This window comes from Kitasatospora sp. NPDC050463, assembly GCF_040655255.1.
Taxonomy (GTDB): domain Bacteria; phylum Actinomycetota; class Actinomycetes; order Streptomycetales; family Streptomycetaceae; genus Kitasatospora.
This window is the reverse complement of the sequence record NZ_JBFAJO010000042.1, coordinates 63,360-81,954: the sequence shown is the minus strand read 5'-3', so window position 1 is coordinate 81,954 and position 18,595 is coordinate 63,360. Positions and strand designations below refer to the sequence as shown.

The 18,595-nt window shown below is 72.6% G+C and carries 17 protein-coding genes; 9 read left to right on the top strand and 8 right to left on the bottom strand.

What is annotated here, in order from left to right:
- Positions 1-161: 161 nt before the first annotated feature.
- The 5 genes from hisN to AB0J08_RS25250 form a co-directional block, all read right to left on the bottom strand.
- Positions 162-959 carry a histidinol-phosphatase gene (hisN, locus tag AB0J08_RS25270; RefSeq protein ID WP_360638541.1) on the bottom strand — a complete coding sequence of 266 codons (798 nt, stop codon included), beginning with the start codon at positions 957-959 and terminating at the stop codon, positions 162-164.
- 320 nt (positions 960-1,279) lie between these two features.
- Positions 1,280-1,603 carry a multidrug efflux SMR transporter gene (locus AB0J08_RS25265; protein ID WP_360638538.1) on the bottom strand — a complete coding sequence of 108 codons (324 nt, stop codon included), beginning with the start codon at positions 1,601-1,603 and terminating at the stop codon, positions 1,280-1,282.
- Between the two features lie 117 nt (positions 1,604-1,720).
- Positions 1,721-2,776, bottom strand: a complete 1,056-nt coding sequence (gene rsgA, locus AB0J08_RS25260) for a ribosome small subunit-dependent GTPase A (protein ID WP_360638535.1) — start codon at positions 2,774-2,776, stop codon at positions 1,721-1,723.
- A gap of 16 nt (positions 2,777-2,792) precedes the next feature.
- Positions 2,793-4,124 carry a 3-phosphoshikimate 1-carboxyvinyltransferase gene (aroA, locus tag AB0J08_RS25255; RefSeq protein WP_360638532.1) on the bottom strand — a complete coding sequence of 444 codons (1,332 nt, stop codon included), beginning with the start codon at positions 4,122-4,124 and terminating at the stop codon, positions 2,793-2,795.
- A 76-nt stretch (positions 4,125-4,200) separates the two neighbouring features.
- On the bottom strand, positions 4,201-4,917 hold the full coding sequence (locus AB0J08_RS25250; RefSeq protein WP_360638529.1) for a M50 family metallopeptidase: 717 nt from the start codon (positions 4,915-4,917) through the stop codon (positions 4,201-4,203).
- Positions 4,918-5,073: 156 nt separating this feature from the next.
- Here AB0J08_RS25250 and AB0J08_RS25245 point away from each other — a divergent pair, with 156 nt between their 5' ends.
- From AB0J08_RS25245 to def, 8 genes are all read left to right on the top strand, one after another.
- Positions 5,074-5,826, top strand: a complete 753-nt coding sequence (locus AB0J08_RS25245; RefSeq protein ID WP_360638526.1) for an SOS response-associated peptidase — start codon at positions 5,074-5,076, stop codon at positions 5,824-5,826.
- Between the two features lie 32 nt (positions 5,827-5,858).
- The gene (locus tag AB0J08_RS25240; RefSeq protein ID WP_360638523.1) at positions 5,859-6,494 is read left to right on the top strand and encodes an alpha/beta family hydrolase; all 636 of its coding nucleotides are present in this window, start codon (positions 5,859-5,861) and stop codon (positions 6,492-6,494) included.
- A 392-nt stretch (positions 6,495-6,886) separates the two neighbouring features.
- The gene (locus AB0J08_RS25235; RefSeq protein WP_360638553.1) at positions 6,887-7,525 is read left to right on the top strand and encodes a sigma-70 family RNA polymerase sigma factor; all 639 of its coding nucleotides are present in this window, start codon (positions 6,887-6,889) and stop codon (positions 7,523-7,525) included.
- A complete protein-coding gene (rsrA, locus tag AB0J08_RS25230; RefSeq protein WP_360638519.1) occupies positions 7,522-7,929 on the top strand; it encodes a mycothiol system anti-sigma-R factor in 408 nt (135 codons plus the stop codon). The genes AB0J08_RS25235 and rsrA overlap by 4 nt, the downstream gene beginning before the upstream one ends.
- Before the next feature lie 306 nt (positions 7,930-8,235).
- Positions 8,236-9,669 (top strand): HD-GYP domain-containing protein, encoded by a 1,434-nt coding sequence (locus AB0J08_RS25225; protein ID WP_360638516.1) that lies wholly within the window; start codon positions 8,236-8,238, stop codon positions 9,667-9,669.
- A gap of 92 nt (positions 9,670-9,761) precedes the next feature.
- Positions 9,762-10,967 carry an HD domain-containing phosphohydrolase gene (locus tag AB0J08_RS25220; protein WP_360638550.1) on the top strand — a complete coding sequence of 402 codons (1,206 nt, stop codon included), beginning with the start codon at positions 9,762-9,764 and terminating at the stop codon, positions 10,965-10,967.
- 226 nt (positions 10,968-11,193) lie between these two features.
- Positions 11,194-12,183 carry a hypothetical protein gene (locus AB0J08_RS25215; RefSeq protein WP_360638513.1) on the top strand — a complete coding sequence of 330 codons (990 nt, stop codon included), beginning with the start codon at positions 11,194-11,196 and terminating at the stop codon, positions 12,181-12,183.
- Between the two features lie 62 nt (positions 12,184-12,245).
- Complete coding sequence (def, locus tag AB0J08_RS25210) at positions 12,246-12,887, top strand: peptide deformylase (RefSeq protein WP_360638510.1); 642 nt, start codon at positions 12,246-12,248, stop codon at positions 12,885-12,887.
- Positions 12,888-12,956: 69 nt separating this feature from the next.
- On the opposite strand, the gene AB0J08_RS25205 is transcribed toward def, so the two are convergent.
- On the bottom strand, positions 12,957-14,015 hold the full coding sequence (locus AB0J08_RS25205) for a ferritin-like protein (RefSeq protein ID WP_360638507.1): 1,059 nt from the start codon (positions 14,013-14,015) through the stop codon (positions 12,957-12,959).
- Between the two features lie 319 nt (positions 14,016-14,334).
- On the opposite strand from AB0J08_RS25205, the gene AB0J08_RS25200 reads away from it, so the two are divergent.
- Positions 14,335-14,871, top strand: a complete 537-nt coding sequence (locus AB0J08_RS25200) for a DUF3995 domain-containing protein (protein WP_360638504.1) — start codon at positions 14,335-14,337, stop codon at positions 14,869-14,871.
- 271 nt (positions 14,872-15,142) lie between these two features.
- Here AB0J08_RS25200 and AB0J08_RS25195 read toward each other — a convergent pair whose 3' ends face one another.
- Both AB0J08_RS25195 and AB0J08_RS25190 read right to left on the bottom strand, forming a co-directional pair.
- Positions 15,143-16,159, bottom strand: a complete 1,017-nt coding sequence (locus AB0J08_RS25195; RefSeq protein ID WP_360638501.1) for a ribonucleotide-diphosphate reductase subunit beta — start codon at positions 16,157-16,159, stop codon at positions 15,143-15,145.
- Positions 16,159-18,564, bottom strand: coding sequence for a ribonucleoside-diphosphate reductase subunit alpha (locus AB0J08_RS25190; protein WP_360638547.1), 2,406 nt, complete (start codon positions 18,562-18,564; stop codon positions 16,159-16,161). The genes AB0J08_RS25195 and AB0J08_RS25190 overlap by 1 nt, the downstream gene beginning before the upstream one ends.
- Positions 18,565-18,595: the final 31 nt, after the last annotated feature.

Below are 18,595 nucleotides of genomic sequence, written 5' to 3'. Positions count from 1 at the left end.
TCGGCGCTCCGTCGCTCCTTCGTCGCTCCGTCGCTTCTCCCTTTCGGCACCGGCGCGGCCCTTCGGCTCGGGGCGGGTTCGGTGCGGGGCTGGGGTCACTACGGGTGGGACGGGGTTGGGGCCTCGGGGCGGGGTTCCGGCTCGCTCGGGGTGTGTTCGGGTCAGACGCTGAGGCGGCGCAGGGCCTCCGCGTGCAGCAGGCCGTTGCTGGCCACGGCGTCGGCGCCGCCCGGGCCGGGGACGCCGTCCAGGCCGGTGAACCGGCCACCGGCCTCCTCGACGATGATGCAGTTCGCGGCCATGTCCCAGAGCGACAGCTCCGGTTCGGCGGCGATGTCCACCGCGCCCTCGGCGACCATCATGTAGGACCAGAAGTCCCCGTAGGCGCGGGTGCGCCAGCAGGCCCGGGTGAGGTCCAGGAACGAATCGAGCCGGCCGCGCTCCTCCCAGCCGGAGAGCGAGGAGTAGGAGAACGAGGCGTCCTCCAGTCGGGAGACGCCGGAGACGTGGATCCGAGCGGCCTTGGTCAGGCTGCGGCCCGCGAAGGCGCCGAGGTCCTTGGCCGCCCACCAGCGGCGGTTCAGCGCGGGGGCGGAGACGATGCCGACCACCGGGCGCTCCACGCCGTCCGGGCCGTCCTCCAGCAGCGCGATCAGGGTGGCCCAGACCGGTACGCCGCGGATGTAGTTCTTGGTGCCGTCGATCGGGTCGATCACCCAGCGGCGGGGGCCGGTGCCCTGCAGGCCGAACTCCTCGCCGAGCACCGCGTCACGCGGCCGGGCGCGCTGGAGCACGCTGCGCACCAGTTCCTCGGCGGCCTTGTCGGCGTCGCTGACGGGGGTGAGGTCGGGCTTGGTCTCGACCTTCAGGTCGAGGGCGCGGAAGCGCTCCAGGGTGACCGAGTCGGCCGAGTCGGCGAGGACATGGGCGAGTCGGAGATCGTCGTGGTAATCGGCCATGGTCGAAACCCTAGCGAGCCCCACCCGATCGGGACAGTCGGGCTCGCGGAGCGGACCCCGCCCGAACCGCACCCCCGCCCCGAGCCGGAACCTTGCCCCGAAGCCCCACCCCCGCGCCACCCGTAGTGAACCCCGGCCCCGCGCCAATCCGCCCCGAGCCGAAGGGCCGCGCCGGTGCCGAAAGGGAGAAGCGCGGGAGCGACGAAGGAGCGACGGAGCGCCGACCGTCGGCGCCGGATCAAGCGGCCCGGAGGCGAGCGGGCGAAGAAACAGCCCGGAGGCGAGCGGGCGACAAACAGGGCGACAAACAGGGCGACAATTCAGTGCGCCGAGCCGCTCAGTTGGAGCCCGATCACACCGGCGATCACCAGCGAGATCGAGACCAGCTTGAGCACCGAGCTGGTCTCGTCCAGGAAGAGCATGCCGTAGATCGCGGTGCCGGCCGCGCCGATGCCGGTCCAGACCGCGTAGGCCGGACCGACCGGCAGGCTCTTCAGGGAGAGGGTGAGCAGGCCGAAGCTGCTGAGGGCGAAGACGCAGAAGCTGATGGTGGGCCAGAGCTTGGTGAAGCCTTCACTGAGCTTGAGGTTGATCGCGAAGCCGGTCTCCAGGAGGCCGGCCAGGATCACCAGGGCCCATGCCATCGCGTGCCCTCCCTGTCGATCGACGGGCCGGGCCGTGATCCGGCCCGACTTTCCTATGATCACCAGGCTGGCCCGCTCCGACACCTCGAACGCGCGAAAACGGCCGGGGCCGCGCCGTCAGTCGCCCTCGCGGGTCTCCTTGCTCGCCAGCAGACGGCGCAGCGAGTACAGCCGGGCCTGCTCCGCGTGGCCGTCCGTGACCCAGGCGTCCAGCGCGCAGTCCGGCTCGTCGTGGCTGCACGCGCGCGGGCAGTCGGCGGTACCGGGCTCCAGGTCGGGGAAGGCGTGGATGACCCGGGACGGGTCGATGTGCGAGAGGCCGAAGGAGCGGAAGCCCGGGGTGTCGATCACCCAGCCCGGGTCGAGCGCCTTCTTCGAGCCCGGCTTGACGCCCGGTGGCGGCGGCAGTCGCAGCGCCAGCGCCGAGACGGTGGTGTGCCGGCCGCGGCCGGTCACCGCGTTGACCACCCCGGTGGTCCGCTGGTGCAGCGGTACGAGGGCGTTGACCAGGGTGGTCTTTCCGACGCCGGAGTGTCCGATGAACACCGTCGAGCGGCCGCGCAGGTGCGCCCGGACGGCCTCGGCGCCCTCGGTGGCCAGCTCGTCCCGGCGGGTCACCACGTAGTTGATGCCGAGCGGCGCGTAGGACTCCAGCAGCGGCTCGGCCGGGGCCAGGTCGGACTTGGTGAGCACCAGGAGCGGCTCCATCCCGGCGTCGTACGCGGCCACCAGGCAGCGGTCGATCAGCCGGGGCCGGGGCTCGGGGTCGGCCAGCGCGGTGACGATGGCCAGCTGGTGGGCGTTGGCGACGACGATCCGCTCGAACGGGTCGTCGTCGTCCGCGGTCCGGCGCAGCACCGAGGTGCGCTCCTCGACCCGGACGATCCGGGCCAGGGTGTCGGCGTCCCCCGAGAGGTCGCCGACGATGTTGACGATGTCGCCGACGACGACGCCCTTGCGGCCCAGCTCACGGGCCTTCATGGCGACGATCTCGCGTTCCTGCTTCGTTCCCGCGTCCAGCAGGCAGGTCAGCCGGCCGCGGTCGACGGTGAGCACCATCGCCTCGGCCGCGTCCTCGTGCTTGGGCCGGATCCTGGTCCGCGGCCGGGATCCCCGACGTGCGGGGCGGTTGCGGATGTCGTCCTCGTCGGAGTCCTTGCCGTAGCGGCGCATGTGCCCAGTCTCCCGCTCAGCCGCCCACCACTGTTCCGCCGAGCAGCTCGTCCCACATCTTCGGGAAGTCCGGCAGGGTCTTGGCGGTGGTGGCCACGTTCTCCACCTGGACGCCGTCGACCGCCAGGCCGATCACCGCGGCGGCGGTGGCCAGGCGGTGGTCCTCGTAGGTGTGGAAGACGCCGCCGTGCAGCTTGCGCGGGCGGATCCGCAGGCCGTCCTCGGTCTCGGTGACCTCGCCGCCGAGGTCGTTGATCTCCTTGGCCAGCGCGGCCAGCCGGTCCGTCTCGTGCATCCGCAGGTGCGCGATGCCGTACAGGTGGGACTCCGAGTCGGCGAGCGCGGCGACGGCGGCGATCACCGGGGTCAGCTCGCCGACGTCGTGCAGGTCCGCCTCGATGCCGTGGATCCGGCCGGTGCCGGTGAACTGCAGGCCCTCGTCGGTGAACTCGCAGACGCCGCCCATCTGCGTGTAGATGTCGCGCAACTGGTCGCCGGGCTGGGTGGTGTGCTTCGGCCAGTCGCGGACGGTCACCCGGCCGCCGGTGACCAGGGCGGCGGCGAAGAACGGCGCCGCGTTGGAGAGGTCCGGCTCGACCACCATGTCGCGGCCGAGCAGCGCGCCCGGCGTGACCCGCCAGACGTCCTTCTCGCCGCCGTCCTCCGGGGCGTCCACCTGGGCGCCGGCCAGCCGGAGCATCTCGACCGTCATCCGGATGTGCGGCAGCGAGGGGACCGGCCCGCCGACGTGGCGGACCTCGACGCCCTGGTTGTACCGGGCGCCGGAGAGCAGCAGGGCGGAGACGAACTGCGAGGAGGAGGAGGCGTCCAGCTCCACCACGCCGCCGTCCAGCGCGCCGGTGCCGTGCACGGTGAGCGGGAAGGCACCGCGGCCGCCGTCGTCGATCCGGGCGCCGAGCGCGCGCAGGGCGTTGATCACGCCGTGCTGGGGGCGCTCGTAGCTGCGCGGGTCGCCGTCGAAGTGCACCGGGCCGTCGGCGAGGACGGCGAGCGGGGGAAGGAAGCGCATGACCGTGCCGGCGTTGCCGACGTCGACGGAGGCCGGGCCGCGCAGCGCGGGCGCGGGGATGACCCGCCAGGCCTCGCCGCCGCCGACGCCACCGGAGTCGTTGTTGACCTGCTCCTCGATGCCGACACCGAGCGCGCGCAGGCCGTCGGCCATCAGCTGGGAGTCCCGGCTGCGCAGCGGGCGCCGCACCCAGCCGGGTTCGGTGGAGAGGGCGGCCAGCACCAGAGCCCGGTTGGTGACCGACTTGGAGCCGGGGATGGTGACGGTGGCGTCAACGGGGGCGGTCGCGACGGGGGCGGGCCACAGGGTCTCGGTCATGGGGCAAGTTTAGGGGCCGTACGGGAACTGTCCGCTCGGGTAGGCGCGGGGCGGCCCTTCGGCGCGGGGTGGGGGCTCAGGGAGCGGGCAGCAGCCAGCTCGCGCCGAGGGCCAGGCAGGCGAGTGCGGTGATCAGGAAGAGGGCGACCCAGGCCAGGCCGGGTACGCCGGTGAGCCTGGCCAGCTGGTCGGCGTCGGAATCCCGGGCCTGGTCGCGCCGGCGCTGGTGCTGCAGCTCCAGCACCGGGCGGACGGCGCCGAGCAGCAGGAACCAGCTGCCGAGGCAGGCGAAGCCGGCCTGGACGTCGGTGCTGCCGAACCAGGAGACCAGGAAGAAGGCGGCGCCGGCGAGCAGGACGGTGAGGAAGCCGAAGGCGTTGCGGATCCGGACCAGCAGTGCCAGCAGCAGGGCGATCGCCAGCCAGAGCAGCAGGGTGATCCGGTCGGCCGCGAGCAGCGCGGCGCAGCTGAGGCCGAGCAGGGCGGGGGCGGTGTAGCCGGCGGCGGCGGTGAGCACCATGCCCGGGCCGGTCGGGCGGCCGTAGGAGAGGGTGAGGCCGGAGGTGTCCGAGTGCAGCCGGATCCCCGCGAGCTTGCGGTTGGTGGCGACGGCGGCCAGGCCGTGGCCGCCCTCGTGGGCGATTGTGATCGCGTTGCGGGCGAATCGCCACAGGGGGCGGGCGGTCACCACGAGCAGCGCGACGGCGCCGGTGGCCAGGGTCAGCCAGCCGGGCGGGGCGGGCTGGGTGCCGGTCACGCGGTCCCACACCTCGCCGATGCTCTGTGCGTCCATGCCTGCTCCCCGCTTTCGTCCGGCCCTGCCCGGGGTGCCCGTGTCGGCCCCGTCCGGGGTGGCAGCCTCCCATGCGGGGACGAGCGGGCGGGAGGGGGTGGTTCGCACTTCGGGATGAGGAAGTGCTGAGAGCGGCGGTCGTGGCAAGCTGACGGCATGTGCGGTCGCTTCGCCTCCAGCAGCCAGCCCGAGGACATCGTCGAGCTCTTCGGAGTCCAGCAGTGGGACCCGGCCGAGACGCTGGCCCCCAGCTGGAACGTCGCACCGACCGAGCGGGCCTTCGTGGTGCTGGAGCGGCAGCGCAGGGGGGAGCCGGCGCCGGTCCGGCAGCTGCGGGTGCTGCGCTGGGGTCTGGTGCCGCAGTGGGCGAAGTCCCCCGAGACCGCGGTGAAGATGATCAATGCCCGCTCGGACACGGTGCACGAGAAGCCGTCGTACCGGCAGGCCTTCGCCTCCCGGCGGTGCATCCTGCCGGTCGACGGCTACTTCGAGTGGCAGACCCTGCCGGGCGAACGCGGCAAGCCCCGGAAGAAGCCGTTCTTCGTCTCCCGGGCGGACGGCGCCCCGCTGGCACTGGCCGGGTTGTACGAGTTCTGGCGCAATCGGGCGGTGCCCGCCGACCACCCGGAGGCCTGGCTGGTGACCTTCACCGTCGTCACCACCGAGGCGGAGGAGCTGCTCGCCCCGATCCACGAGCGGATGCCGCTCTTCCTGGACCGGGAGACCTTCGACGACTGGCTGGACCCGGGGCTGGACGACCCGGACGGGATACGCCGGCTGCTCGTCCCCCCGCCGCCCGGCGCGCTGGTGGCCACGCCCGTCTCGCCGGCCGTCGGCAGCATCCGCAACAACGGTCCGGAGCTGACCCGGCCGTGGGTCGAGGTCGAGCACGAGACCACCCTGTTCTGAGCACCGCCCTTCCGAGTACTGGAGCCCACGCCGTGACGCAGGAACTCGTCCCCACGCCCGCCGGGGACGCCCGGATCAGCTACCACCGGGCGGCCGCCCCGAAGGCGGTGCTGGCGCTCGGCCACGGCGCCGGCGGCGGGACCGGGGCACGCGACCTGGTGGCACTGGCGGGCGCGCTGCCTGAGCGGGGGATCACGGTGGCGCTGGTCGAGCAGCCCTGGCGGGTGGCCGGGAAGCGGCTGGGGCCGGCGCCCAGGACGCTGGACACCGGGTGGACGCCGGTCGCCGAGCGGCTCGCCGGGCAGGGCCTGCCGCTGGTGGTCGGCGGGCGCAGCGCCGGGGCCCGGGTTGCCTGCCGGACGGGCGCCGCCACCGGCGCGGTCGGGGTGGTGGCGCTGGCCTTCCCGCTGCACCCGCCGGGCAAGCCGGAGAAGAGCCGGGCCGAGGAGCTGCTGGAGTCGGGGCTGCCGACGCTGGTGGTGCAGAGCGTGGCGGACCCGTTCGGCGGGCCGGAGGAGTTCCCGGCGCTGCCGGCCGGGCACGAGCTGGTGTCGGTGCCGTACGGCAGCCACGGCTTCGAGGTGCCCAAGCGGGCGCCGATGGGACAGGACGAGGTGCTGGAACTGATCACCGGTGCGGTCGGCGACTGGCTCCTCGGCCTGCTCTGACCCGCTCGGGAACGGGCTGTCCCGGTCCGCTCACCCGGGCGAGTGAAAACCTGCCGGGGGCCGGGAATGCGGGCGCCGTCGGCATGGTTGAGATGGTCGTCAGCTTGAGTCCCGGGTGGAAGGCAGCACAGATGGGTTCGATCGCGTGCCCCGAGCGGCCTGAGGAGCGCGAGGCCGCCACGGCATTCGCCCCCTCTTGGTCGGACTGGCTTGTCGCGGGCGAGAAGCCCGTCAGCCCGATATCCTCCATTTCGGGGCCGCCCGTGGTGGGCAGCCATGCCGAGGAGGTGGGTCCGGTCGTCGGGACCGAGCACGAGGCCGAGCCGGGCCGGGGCCCGGAGGAGAGCCTGCCCGCGGGTGAGGCGCTCACCGGTGAGGAGCTGGCCGAGGCGATCGGTGAGGACACCTTCCGCGTGTCCGCACAAGAGAGCGAGGAGGCCCGGCGGGAGCGCTTCGAGCGCGACGCCCTGGGCTTCCTGGATCCGATGTACTCGGCGGCGCTGCGGATGACCCGCAACCCGGCCGACGCGGAGGACCTGCTCCAGGAGGCGTTCGCGAAGGCGTACGCGTCCTTCCACCAGTTCCGCGAGGGCACCAACCTCAAGGCCTGGTTGTACCGCATCCTCACCAACACGTTCATCAACTCGTACCGCAAGAAGCAGCGCGAGCCCCAGCGGACCGCCGCGGAGGAGATCGAGGACTGGCAGCTGGCCCGGGCCGAGTCGCACATGTCGACCGGTCTGCGCTCGGCCGAGACCCAGGCGCTCGACCACCTCCCCGACAGTGACGTGAAGGACGCCCTCCAAGCCATCCCGGAGGAATTCCGAATCGCCGTGTATCTCGCGGACGTAGAGGGCTTTGCGTACAAGGAGATCGCGGACATCATGGGTACTCCCATCGGTACGGTGATGTCCCGACTGCACCGTGGCCGCCGTCAGCTGCGCGGCATGCTGGAGGACTACGCCCGGGAGCGCGGGCTGGTTCCGGCCGGCAGCGGGGCAGGGCAGGAAGCGAAGGGCTCGGGCTCATGAGCTGCGGCGATCCGCACGACACCGAGTGTGGCGAGGTCCTCGACCACCTCTACGAATTCCTCGACAACGAGATGGCCGAGGGCGACTACGCCAAGTTGCGGGTGCACTTCGAGGAGTGCTCGCCGTGCCTGGAGAAGTACGGTCTGGAGCAGGCCATCAAGGCGCTGATCAAGCGGTGCTGCGGGTGCGACGACACCCCGGCCGACCTGCGGGGCAAGGTCCTGGCCAGGATCGACTCGATCCGGGCCGGGCAGCGCTCCGGCGAGGCGGTGGGGGTCGCCGTCGACCCCACGGCCGAGGCACACGGCGAGGTCTCCGATCAGGGCCGGAAGTCGGCGAAGGCCTCCGCCGAGTCGGTGGCCAGGCCGGGTACGCCGGTCGAGGCGGGCGCACCGGCGGATTGAGCGGGCTGCCCTCCCACGGCGGGCCGCCCACCTGAGGACTCAGCGGCCCCCGGAGCATGTGCTCCGGGGGTCGCTCCCTTTCTGCTTACGTGCGCCGTCACTCGTTCGAGTGAGTTGGTGGTGCGCCAACTGCGGCATTCCGCGATCATGCGTCCCCACGCGGGGACGGCGGCCTATCCTCCTGACGGACACTCACCGCCGGTAGCCCGGCGGGCTGAGCGCGGAGCGGGCCAGGACGGCGGGGAGGTCGAGATCGCTACCGACAGTGGAGACACGGACCTGCCGACCGGCGCGGTGTGCTACCTCGTGGCCGTTCCGGTGGCGGCGTTCTGCTGCCTGCTGCCACTGCTGCCCGTACCGGCCCCGGCGGGCGTGCCGCGCTGGCTCGGCGCCCCCGTGGACTGGCCCAAGGTCGGTCTGCTGGCCTTCCTCCACGGCTGCTGGGAGTCGCTCGCGCAGGGGCAGCCGACACCCTGCCGACGGCTGCTGCGCGCCCTGCTGCGCCGGCCGTCGCCGCCCGCCCGGCCGCCGGCCCGGCCGTTGGCCAACGCCTTCTTCCCGGTGCTGTTCGCCGGGGTGCTGATGCTGGCACCGGCCGCCGCCGCGCTGGTCGCGGTGCCGATCGCCCTGCTGGGCGACACCCGGCCGGAGTGCCGTCGGCGGCAGGTGTGGAACGGCGCGCAGCTCGCCCTCTCCGCCTTCGCCGCCTCGGCGGTCTTCCACCTGCTCGCCGGACCGCAGCTGCTGCTCGGCTCCCGCTTCCCGGCCGCCCTGCTGCCCGGATTCGCCGCCCTGGCCGCGTTCTGCCTGGCCAACGGGGTACTGGTGGGCGGCATGCTGGTGCTGGCCGAGGGTCGGCGGGCGACCGTCCTGCTGCGCGGCCCGGCCGCCGCGCTCGGCCTGCCGGTGCTGGTGCACGCGGCCGGCGGCCTGATGGTCGCGGTGCTCTGGCAGGGCCCGTACGGCGCCTTCGCGGCGCTGCTGGCGCTGCTGCCGCTCTCCATCTCGGCCTGGGTCTTCGCCCAGGGCCACCGCGAGCGGGACGCCCACCAGGCCACCGTCCAGGCGCTGGTCCAGGCGGTCGAGATCAAGGACGCCTACACCCGCGGGCACAGCGAACGGGTCGGCAAGGCGGCGGTGTTGATCGCCGGTCAGCTGGGCATGGAGGCCGAACGGCTGCGCACCCTGCGGTTCGCGGGCATCCTGCACGATGTCGGCAAGCTCGGTGTCGCCACCGAACTGCTGCGCAGAAACGGTCCCCTGGACGAGGCCGAGCGGCGGGCCGTCGAGGTGCACCCGGTGCACGGGTACGAGCTGGTGCGGGAGATCGCCTTCCTCGGCGAGGCGCACGCCGCGATCCTGCACCACCACGAGCGGATGGACGGCCGCGGCTATCCGAGCGGGCTGGCGGGTGAGCAGATCCCGGAGTTCGCGCGGATCATCTCGGTCGCCGACGCCTTCGACTCGATGACCTCCACCCGGTCCTACCGGCGCGGGCGGCCGGTCACGGAGGCGGTGGCGGAGCTGGAACGCTGTTCGGGCAGCCAGTTCGACCCGGTGATGGTCCGGGCGCTGGTCGAGGCGCTCGCCGTGCACGACTGGCAGCCGGTGCTGCCGCCGTCCGACGACTGCATCCGGGCGGTGCCCGACATTCCGCTCGGCGTGCCCGAACCGGTGCGGTCGAGCCCGCGCCGGGTACCCGCCCAGGGCGGCAACGTGCCGACGGCCGGACCGTCGTGAGCGGCGGCCCGCCGGTGGGCGGGGTGGCCGCGGTGCACGCCGGGGCCGTCGTCCTGCTGGCGTTCGCGTTCGGCGCGGTGGCGGTCCGCGGGATGGCCGAGCCCGGGGTGGCCCTGGCCTTCACCGTGCTGATCGCGCTCGGCGAGTGCGTCCGGATCACTCTGCCGGGCGATCGCGAGCAGGCACCGATCGGTGCCGCCGGTGCGCTGGCGTACGCGCTGCTGGGGCCGCTGCGCGGGCTGCCCACCGCGCACGGCGTGCTCCAGGCGGTCGCGGTGACCGGCGCGGGCCTGCTGCTCGCCCTGCTGCCGGCGGTCGCGCTGCCCCGGGGCGTCCGGCGCCGTTCCCGGGCGCCGTGGCGGGACCGGGCCCGGCTCGACGGCGCCGCCCGGCGGCTGCTCGGGGCGGGGTTCGCGGCGGCGATCTTCCAGCCGCTCTACAACAGCGGACTGGTGGACCGGTTCTCGGCCGACGGCCCCGCGTACGGGGTGTTCCTCACGGTGGTGGCCGCGCTGGCCGCCCTGTGCGACGCCACCCTGGCGGCGGTACTGCGGCGGGCCCGGAGCGGCCTGCGGTTCCCGGCGGCGCTGGAGGACGAGCTGCGGTCACTGTTCGGGATCGGCTCGGCGATCGCCGCCACCGGGATGCTGGTCAGCCTCGCGGCGGGCGAGGTCGGGCTCTGGGCGCTGCCGCTGTTCTGCACGCCGCTGCTGCTGGCACAGGTGTCGTTCCGGCGGGCCGCCGCCGTCCGGGCCACCACCGGGCAGACCATCGCCAGCCTGGCCAAGGCCACCGAGGTGGCCGGCTACACCCCGCGCGGCCACGCCCGCCGGGTCGCCGACACGGCGTGCGCGGTCGGGCGCGAGCTGGGCCTGAGCACCCGCGAGCTCGCCCTGCTGGAGTACGCGGCGCTGATGCACGACGTCGGGCAGCTGTCGCTGGTCGAACCGGTGCCGGACGGGGCGACGGCGCTGCTCCCGGAGGAGGAGCAGCGGCGGATCGCCCGGCTGGGCAGCGAGGTGATCCGGAGGACGGGAGTACCGCGACAGGTGGCCGAACAGGTCGCCCGGCTGGCGGACCCCTGGCACGGGCGGCCGAAAGCGGACGAGCCGGCGGTGCCGCTCGCCGCGCGGATCATCCGGGTGGCGAACGCGCACGACGACCTGCTGACGGCGGCGCGGGGGCGCGGGGTGGGAGAGGCGGTCGGGCGCTTGGAGGTGCTGGAGGTGCTGCGACTGGGGCGGGGGAGGGTCTATGACGGGCGGGTGGTGGATGCGTTGGTGAGGGTGCGGGGGTAGTTGCCGGCCGGGGGTGGCGGGGGGTTGGGGTTGAGGTGGGGCGTCGGGGCGGGCAGGCTGGGTAGGGGTGGGGGTCGGGAGCGGGTCGAACCGTGCTTGTGGGAGGCGCGGGCGGTGGCGGGCGTGGTTGGATGCGGTCGTAGCGTGGAACACCGACCCGGGGCACCGGGCCCGTGGCGCGGGAGCGGCTACGGGACTTGAGCGGACGACGACGGCAGGGACGAACGTGAGGATCTTCCACCGGGCACGGCACCGGCCGTCCGCCACCTGGCGGCAGACGACCGATCGGGCTTTCACGCTGATCGGCGACGGCCGGTACGAGGACGCGGGCGCCCTGCTGGTGATGGCGGCCGATCTGGAGCCGTGGCTGTCGGACTCGTGGTTCAACCTCGCGCTGCTGCACAAGTTCCGCCGGGACTGGGAGCAGGCGCGGGCCGCCGGGCTGCGGGCGGTGGCGCTGCTGGACCGGGAGCAGGGTGCCCCCGACTGGTGGAACCTGGGGATCACGGCGACGGCCCTGCAGGACTGGCCGCTGGCGCGGCGGGCCTGGCAGGCGTACGGGCTGCGGCTGCCGGGCGGGGCCGGGGCCCGGTCGGACGGCCCGGTCAGCCTCGACCTGGGGACGACGCCGGTGCGGCTGTCGCCGGACGGGGAGTCCGAGGTGGTGTGGGGGCGGCGGCTGGATCCCGCGCGGATCGAGGTGCTGTCCATCCCGCTGCCGTCGTCGGGCCGCCGCTGGGGCGAGGTGGTGCTGCACGACGGCGCCCCGCACGGCGAGCGGGTGACCGACGGGGTGGCGTACCCGGTGTTCGACGAGATCGAGCTGTGGGCGCCGTCCCCGGTGCCGACCTACGTGGTGCTGCTGCAGGCCGCCACGGCGGGTGACCGGGACGCCCTGGAGCGGCTGGTCGCGGACGCGGGGTACGCGGCGGAGGACTGGACGTCGTCGGTGCGGCTGCTCTGCCGGGCGTGTTCGGAGAGCCGGATGGCGTCCGACGACGGGCACACCGCGCACCACGACCCGCACGACGACGGGGACGCGGCCCACCCGGGGCACCTGAGCCATCTGAGTCAGGGCGCGGGCGGGATGTCCTGGCTGGTGGAGCGGGAGTGCGGGATCGCGGCTCCGGCGGTGCTGGTGCGGACGCTGCTGGACCGCTGGGTGGCGGCGGCCCCGGGGACCAGGGCGTATCGGGATCTCGAAGAAGTCTGCTGAGCGGGCGGCTTACCCTTGATCGGTATACCTCGGTAGTCCACGGAATCGGAAGATAAGCAGCGATGGCGGAGCAGCACGACCACCAGCACGACCACGACCACGAGCCCGAGCAGGGCGAGGCCCAGCCGGTGAAGGTGGTCGGCGAGGAGCCGGACCTCTCGAAGGGCACCGCGCGTCCGATCACCGTGTACGGCAACCCGGTGCTGCACCGGGAGGTCAAGACCGTCACGGCCTTCGACGGCGAGCTGTCGGCGTTGATCGACGACATGTTCCAGTCGATGTACGCGGCCGAGGGCGTCGGCCTGGCCGCGAACCAGGTCGGCGTGGACCTCAAGGTCTTCGTCTACGACTGCCCGGACGACGAGGGCGTGCGTCACATCGGCCACGTCGTCAACCCCGTCCTGGAGGAGCTGCCGGCCGGCGGCAAGCGGGTGCTGGACGACGGCAACGAGGGCTGCCTCTCGGTGCCGACCGCGTACGCCGAGCTGCCCCGGCCGGACTACGCCGCGGTGACCGGGCAGGACAAGGACGGCAACCCGATCCGGGTCGAGGGCACCGGCTTCTTCGCGCGCTGCCTGCAGCACGAGACCGACCACCTGTACGGGTTCCTGTACATCGACAAGCTGTCGAAGCGGGACCGCAAGGACGCGCTGCGGCAGATGGCCGAGGGCACCCCGCGGTACGCGACGGTGTCGAACGACTGACGTCCGACGGCGTGTTGAAGGCCGGTGCGGCGGGTCGCACCGGCCTTCGTCGTACCGGGACGCGGGCTGCTACTGGACGAGCAGCCACTCCGGGCCGTAGGTGAAGCGGGGGTTGGAGGGCAGCTTGACGCCGTTGATCTGCTGGGCGGTGCGGCGCATCGAGCCCATCAGGCCGATGGCCGGGCCGATCGAGTCGGCGCCTGCGTCGCCCCAGGCGTCCTGGAGGGCGTGCAGCATGTCGCTGTAGTGCTGGTTGAAGGTGTGCAGGAGGGCGGCGGTGGTCTGGTCGGGCTCGTTCCCGGGGGAGTTGGCCCAGCCGCCGGCGGGGACGCGGGCGACCGGGGAGGTGTCCGGCAGCGGGACGTCGGGGCCGGTGAACTCGTACTCCCGCGTCTGGTCGTTGCGGACCAGCTTCCTGCCGACGGCGATCTCCTTGAAGGCGTAGTAGTGGGCGAGTTCGTCCGGGGAGCCGGGGAAGGGGTTCAGCGGGGAGGCCGTGGTGCCCTCGCCCTGTTCCTGGATGATGTTGATCGCCTTCAGGACGTCGTCGATGGTGTTCATCGGGACGATGTCATTGCCGGCGCCGTGGCTCGACCCGAGCTGGAAGCTCACCTGTCGCTGCCCGGTGAGCAGGTGCGCGAACCTGGGGAAGACGTTGGCGATCCGCTGGTAGAAGGCGCCGATGGTGTTGCCGTCGGCGGCGAAGGCGAGCGGGTGCTCGGGCTTCTCGATGTCGGAGAACAGGCAGGCCGACTCGCGGGTCAGCCCGCTGAGGAAGACCTCCAGGCCGGGGTTGACGCCGCCGGGGAGTTCGCCAGGGTACTTCGGGACGGTGGCGGGGTCGGTGAGGACGACGGTGCCTCCGATGCTGGTGAGCATGTTGCAGACCAGGCCGAAGTGCGACATCTCGTCGAAGACGATCTCGCGGATGGTGTGGCGGACCGGCTTGCTGTTGTCCGCGTCGGTGATCGACCAGAGCGCGGTGGCGTACGGCGGGATCGTGGAGAGCTCAAGCATGATGGCCCGCTGGAGGGCGTCCTTGAGTTCCTGCTCGGTCCACTCCTCCTCCGCCATGTTCATGAGCTGGACGATGGCGTCGCTCTGGTAGTCGAGGATTCCGGTCGTCACGGTGGGCCCCTTTCGTTCGGCTGTGCGCCGGACCGTAGCCGGGGGCGGATCGTGCACGGAGGTGTCTCGCCGGTGTGGCCCGGGAGTTCATCCGAACGGGCGGGGCGCACCGGGCCCGGGGTGGATCTCGACGACACCCGGCTGATCGGCCGGGCACCCCGCCGCGCCCGCGCAGGAAGTCGGCCTGTCCGACTTCCTGCGTAGGGGCCGCCTCCCCCCGCAGGGGGAGTGGGATCGTGCGGCGGCCGGATTCTCCGCAGGTGCTCACCCCGGAAGACTCGGATCACCTCGCCGAACCCGACGATCCCCGGAGAACCCCATGGCCGCCGTGACCGCCCTCCCGCTGCTCGACCGGACCGACCGCCCTTCCGGGTGGGCCGGTTACGCGGCCGCCGGGGCCGCGCTCGCCTATGCGGCACCGCACTTCTGGTGGGGCGCCGGCGTCGCGGCGACCTTCCCGGGCGACTTCGCTTCGGCGCCGCACGGCACGTGGGCGGCGGCGATCGGATACTGGGGGATGGGGCTGGTCGCCGTATTCGGCGCGGTGCTCTCGCTCGCCCTGGTACGCCCGTGGGGCCGGCGGATCCCAGCCCGCCTGATCGCCGTTCCGGCGGCGGTCGCCTCCGTCGGCATGACGCTCTGGGGCTTCACCTACTTCGCCATGCAGTACCTGCTCGCCGCCGACCGCGTGGTCCCGGCGCCCGCCTTCGCCGCGAAGGACGCCCACCCGCAGGCCGCTTGGGGTCTCTTCTGGTACGGCCTCTTCCTCGCCTGGGGCCTCGCTCTGGGCCTGGCCGCCCGCCACCGCCTTCGCCGTACGACCTGCGCGAACTGCGCGACCTGCGCGGGAGCCTGAGCAGCCGCCACCACGCATGAGAAGTCGGACCGGCCGACCTCCGGGGGAGGCAGTGATGCACCGGAACCGCCTCAGCGGCGGGCACCTACGCGGTGATCCCCCCGGCGCGAACGCCGGGCGGGGCGGAGGAGTTCAGGGCCGGCGCTGCTGTTCGCCGCCGAGGCGTGGGCGGCCTTCCTGACAGGGGTCGGGTGCGGCGAGTTCTGAAGCAACGCGGAGGTGCCCCGCACGGGCCGTGGCCGTGCGGGGCACCTCCGTCGTGTCCGTCTTCCTAGAAGTCGTCGTCGAAGGCGACCGAGCCCTCGACCGCGACCTGGTACGCCGACACCCGGCGCTCGAAGAAGTTGGTCAGCTCCTGGACGTTCTGGAGCTCCATGAACCCGAACGGGTTGGTCGAGCCGTACCGGATCGGCATGCCGAGGCGGGCGAGCCGCTGGTCGGCGACGGCCTGGAGGTACTCGCGCATCGACGCGGTGTTCATGCCGGGCAGGCCCTCGCCGCAGAGGTCCTGGGCGAACTGGAGCTCGGCCTCGACGGCCTCCTCCAGCATCTCGGTGACCTGCTTGGCCATCGTCTCGTCGAAGAGGTCGGGCTCCTCCTCACGGACGGTGTCCACGACCGACATCGCGAAGTCCATGTGCATGGACTCGTCGCGGAACACCCAGTTCGTCCCCGTCGCCAGGCCGTGCAGCAGGCCGCGCGAGCGGAACCAGTACACGTACGCGAACGCGCCGTAGAAGAACAGGCCCTCGACGCAGGCCGCGAAGCAGATCAGGTTCAGGAGGAACGCGCGGCGGTCGTCCTTGGTCCGCAGCGAGTCGATGTGGTCGACCGCGTTCATGTACTTGAAGCAGAACTGGGCCTTCTGGTGGATGGAGGGGATGTTCTCCACCGCGGCGAAGGCCGCGTTGCGGTCCTCCGGGTCCGGAAGGTAGGTGTCGAGCAGCGTCAGGTAGAACTGGACGTGCACGGCCTCCTCGAACAGCTGGCGCGACAGGTACAGCCGCGCCTCCGGGGAGTTGATGTGCTTGTAGAGGCTCAGCACCACGTTGTTGGAGACGATCGAGTCACCGGTGGCGAAGAAGGCGACCAGCCGGCCGATCATGTGCCGCTCGCCCTCGCTCAGCTTGGCGAGGTCGGCGACGTCGGAGTGCAGGTCCACCTCCTCGACGGTCCAGGTGTTCTTGATCGCGTCGCGGTAGCGGTCGTAGAACGACGGGTAGCGCATCGGGCGAAGGGTCAGCTCGAACCCGGGGTCGAGCAGCATCTTCTCGCGGTCGTCGGACATTACTGGCAGGCCTCGCAGGACTCGGGGTTCTCCAGGGAGCAGGCCAGCGCGGCCTCCTCCTCCGGGCTGAGGGTCGGGGACGCCACCGGCACCGGGGCGGCGGCGCGGGCGGTGCCCGACGCGGCCTGCGCGATCCGGGTCGCCGGGCGCGAGCGCAGGTAGTAGGTGGTCTTCAGACCGACCTTCCACGCGTACGCGTACATCGAGCTGAGCTTGCCGATGGTGGGCGCGGCCATGAAGAGGTTCAGCGACTGGCTCTGGTCGATGTACGGCATCCGGGCGGCGGCCAGGTCGATCAGCGCGCGCTGGGGCAGCTCCCACGCCGTGCGGTAGAGCGAACGGACCTCGGCGGGCAGCCAGTTGAGGTCCTGGACGGAGCCGTTGGCGTCGCGCAGCGCGTCCCGGGTCACCTGGTCCCAGACGCCGAGCTCCTTCAGCTCGCGCACCAGGTACGGGTTGACCTGGAGGAACTCGCCGGAGAGGGTCTCGCGCTTGAACAGGTTGGAGACCTGCGGCTCGATGCACTCGTAGACACCGGCGATCGAGGCGATCGTGGCGGTGGGCGCGATCGCGAGCAGCAGCGAGTTGCGCAGACCGGTCTCGGCGATCCGGACGCGCAGCGCCTCCCAGCGGCCGGCCCACTGCGGGGTGGCCGAGCCGAAGTGGTCGATGTGCAGCTCGCCGCGGGCGGCGCGGGTCTCGCCGTAGGCCTCGTGGCGGCCCAGCTGCTCGGCCAGGTCGGCGGAGCGCTCGTACGCGGTGAGCATGATGCGCTCGGCGATGAGGGTGGAGAGGGTCTTCGCCTCGGCGGAGTCGAAGTCCAGGCGGAGCTGGAAGAAGACGTCCTGAAGGCCCATCACGCCGAGGCCGACCGGCCGCCAGCGGGAGTTGGAGGCGCCGGCCTCGGGGGTCGGGTAGAAGTTGATGTCCACCACACGGTCGAGGAAGGTGACGGCGGTGCGGACGGTGGCGTCCAGGCGGTCCCAGTCCATCGCGTTCAGCAGGTCGGCGGCGGTGGCACCGGCGGCGACGTGGGCGCCGAGGTTGACCGAGCCGAGGTTGCAGACGGCGGTCTCGGAGTCGTCCGTGACCTCCAGGATCTCGGTGCAGAGGTTGGAGCTGTGCACCGTGCGGCCGGGCAGCGCGGTCTGGTTGGCGGCGCGGTTGGAGGCGTCCTTGAAGGTCATCCAGCCGTTGCCGGTCTGCGCCAGGGTGCGCATCATCCGGGCGTACAGGGTCTGCGCGGGGATGGTGCGGACGGCCTTGCCGGCCTGCTCGGCCTTCAGGTACGCCTCGTCGAAGTCGGCGCCCCAGAGGTCGACCAGCTCGGGCACGTCGGCGGGGGAGAACAGCGACCAGTCGGCGTTGGCGTTGACCCGGCGCATGAACTCGTCCGGGATCCAGTGCGCCAGGTTCAGGTTGTGGGTGCGGCGCGCCTCCTCACCGGTGTTGTCGCGCAGCTCCAGGAACTCCTCGATGTCCGCGTGCCAGGTCTCCAGGTAGACGCAGGCCGCGCCCTTGCGCCGGCCGCCCTGGTTGACCGCGGCGACCGACGAGTCGAGGGTGCGCAGGAACGGCACGATGCCGTTGGACTTGCCGTTGGTGCCCCGGATCAGGCTCCCGCGCGAGCGGATCCGCGAGTAGGACAGGCCGATGCCGCCGGCGTGCTTGGAGAGGCGGGCGATCTGGGCGTACCGGGAGTAGATCGAGTCCAGGTTGTCCAGCGGCGAGTCCAGCAGGTAGCAGCTCGACATCTGCGGGTGCTTCGTGCCGGAGTTGAAGAGGGTCGGCGAGGAGGTCAGGTACTCCAGCCGGCTCATCAGGCCGTACAGCTCGGAGACCTCGCGCACCGACTGCTCGTTGTCGCCGACCGCCAGGCCGCAGGCGACGCGGAGCAGGAACTGCTGCGGGGTCTCGACGACCTTGCGGGTGATCGGGTGGCGCAGCAGGTAGCGGGACTGCACGGTGCGCAGGCCGAAGTACTCGAAGCGGTCGTCGCCCTCGGGGTCGATCAGCGCGTTCAGGGCGACGGCGTGCTTGCCGACGAAGTCGGCGGTGGCGTCGCCGATCAGGCCCTCGGCGTGGCCGACCGCGATCGAGTCCGAGAAGGTGACCGAGCCCTGGCTGTTCGCCTCGTCGACGATCTCCAGCGCCAGCAGGCGCGCGGCCAGCTTCGAGTACTGCGGGTCCTCGGCGATCATCGACGCTGCGGCGTCCACGGCCAGCCCGCGCAGCTCGGCGAAGTCCGAACCGGCGTGGCGGCCGCGCAGCGCGGCGGCGGCGACATGGCCGGGGTCCACCTGGGGGAGGTCGGTGCTGCGGTCGGTCAGCAGCCGGAGCAGCGTGCCACCGGGGTCGGACACCGTCGGGTCGACGGGGGCGGAGCTGGAACCCTGGGCGGGCAGGGTGACTGAGGCAGCGGTGGTCAAGGCGCTC

What these genes read in the sequence shown, in the direction of transcription:
- hisN (WP_360638541.1), bottom strand. Translation starts at nt 959, where the DNA reads ATGGCCGATTACCACGACGATCTCCGACTCGCCCATGTCCTCGCCGAC.
- AB0J08_RS25265 (WP_360638538.1), bottom strand. Translation starts at nt 1,603, where the DNA reads ATGGCATGGGCCCTGGTGATCCTGGCCGGCCTCCTGGAGACCGGCTTC.
- rsgA (WP_360638535.1), bottom strand. Translation starts at nt 2,776, where the DNA reads ATGCGCCGCTACGGCAAGGACTCCGACGAGGACGACATCCGCAACCGC.
- aroA (WP_360638532.1), bottom strand. Translation starts at nt 4,124, where the DNA reads ATGACCGAGACCCTGTGGCCCGCCCCCGTCGCGACCGCCCCCGTTGAC.
- AB0J08_RS25250 (WP_360638529.1), bottom strand. Translation starts at nt 4,917, where the DNA reads ATGGACGCACAGAGCATCGGCGAGGTGTGGGACCGCGTGACCGGCACC.
- AB0J08_RS25245 (WP_360638526.1), top strand. Translation starts at nt 5,074, where the DNA reads ATGTGCGGTCGCTTCGCCTCCAGCAGCCAGCCCGAGGACATCGTCGAG.
- rsrA (WP_360638519.1), top strand. Translation starts at nt 7,522, where the DNA reads ATGAGCTGCGGCGATCCGCACGACACCGAGTGTGGCGAGGTCCTCGAC.
- AB0J08_RS25220 (WP_360638550.1), top strand. Translation starts at nt 9,762, where the DNA reads ATGGCCGAGCCCGGGGTGGCCCTGGCCTTCACCGTGCTGATCGCGCTC.
- def (WP_360638510.1), top strand. Translation starts at nt 12,246, where the DNA reads ATGGCGGAGCAGCACGACCACCAGCACGACCACGACCACGAGCCCGAG.
- AB0J08_RS25200 (WP_360638504.1), top strand. Translation starts at nt 14,335, where the DNA reads ATGGCCGCCGTGACCGCCCTCCCGCTGCTCGACCGGACCGACCGCCCT.
- AB0J08_RS25195 (WP_360638501.1), bottom strand. Translation starts at nt 16,159, where the DNA reads ATGTCCGACGACCGCGAGAAGATGCTGCTCGACCCCGGGTTCGAGCTG.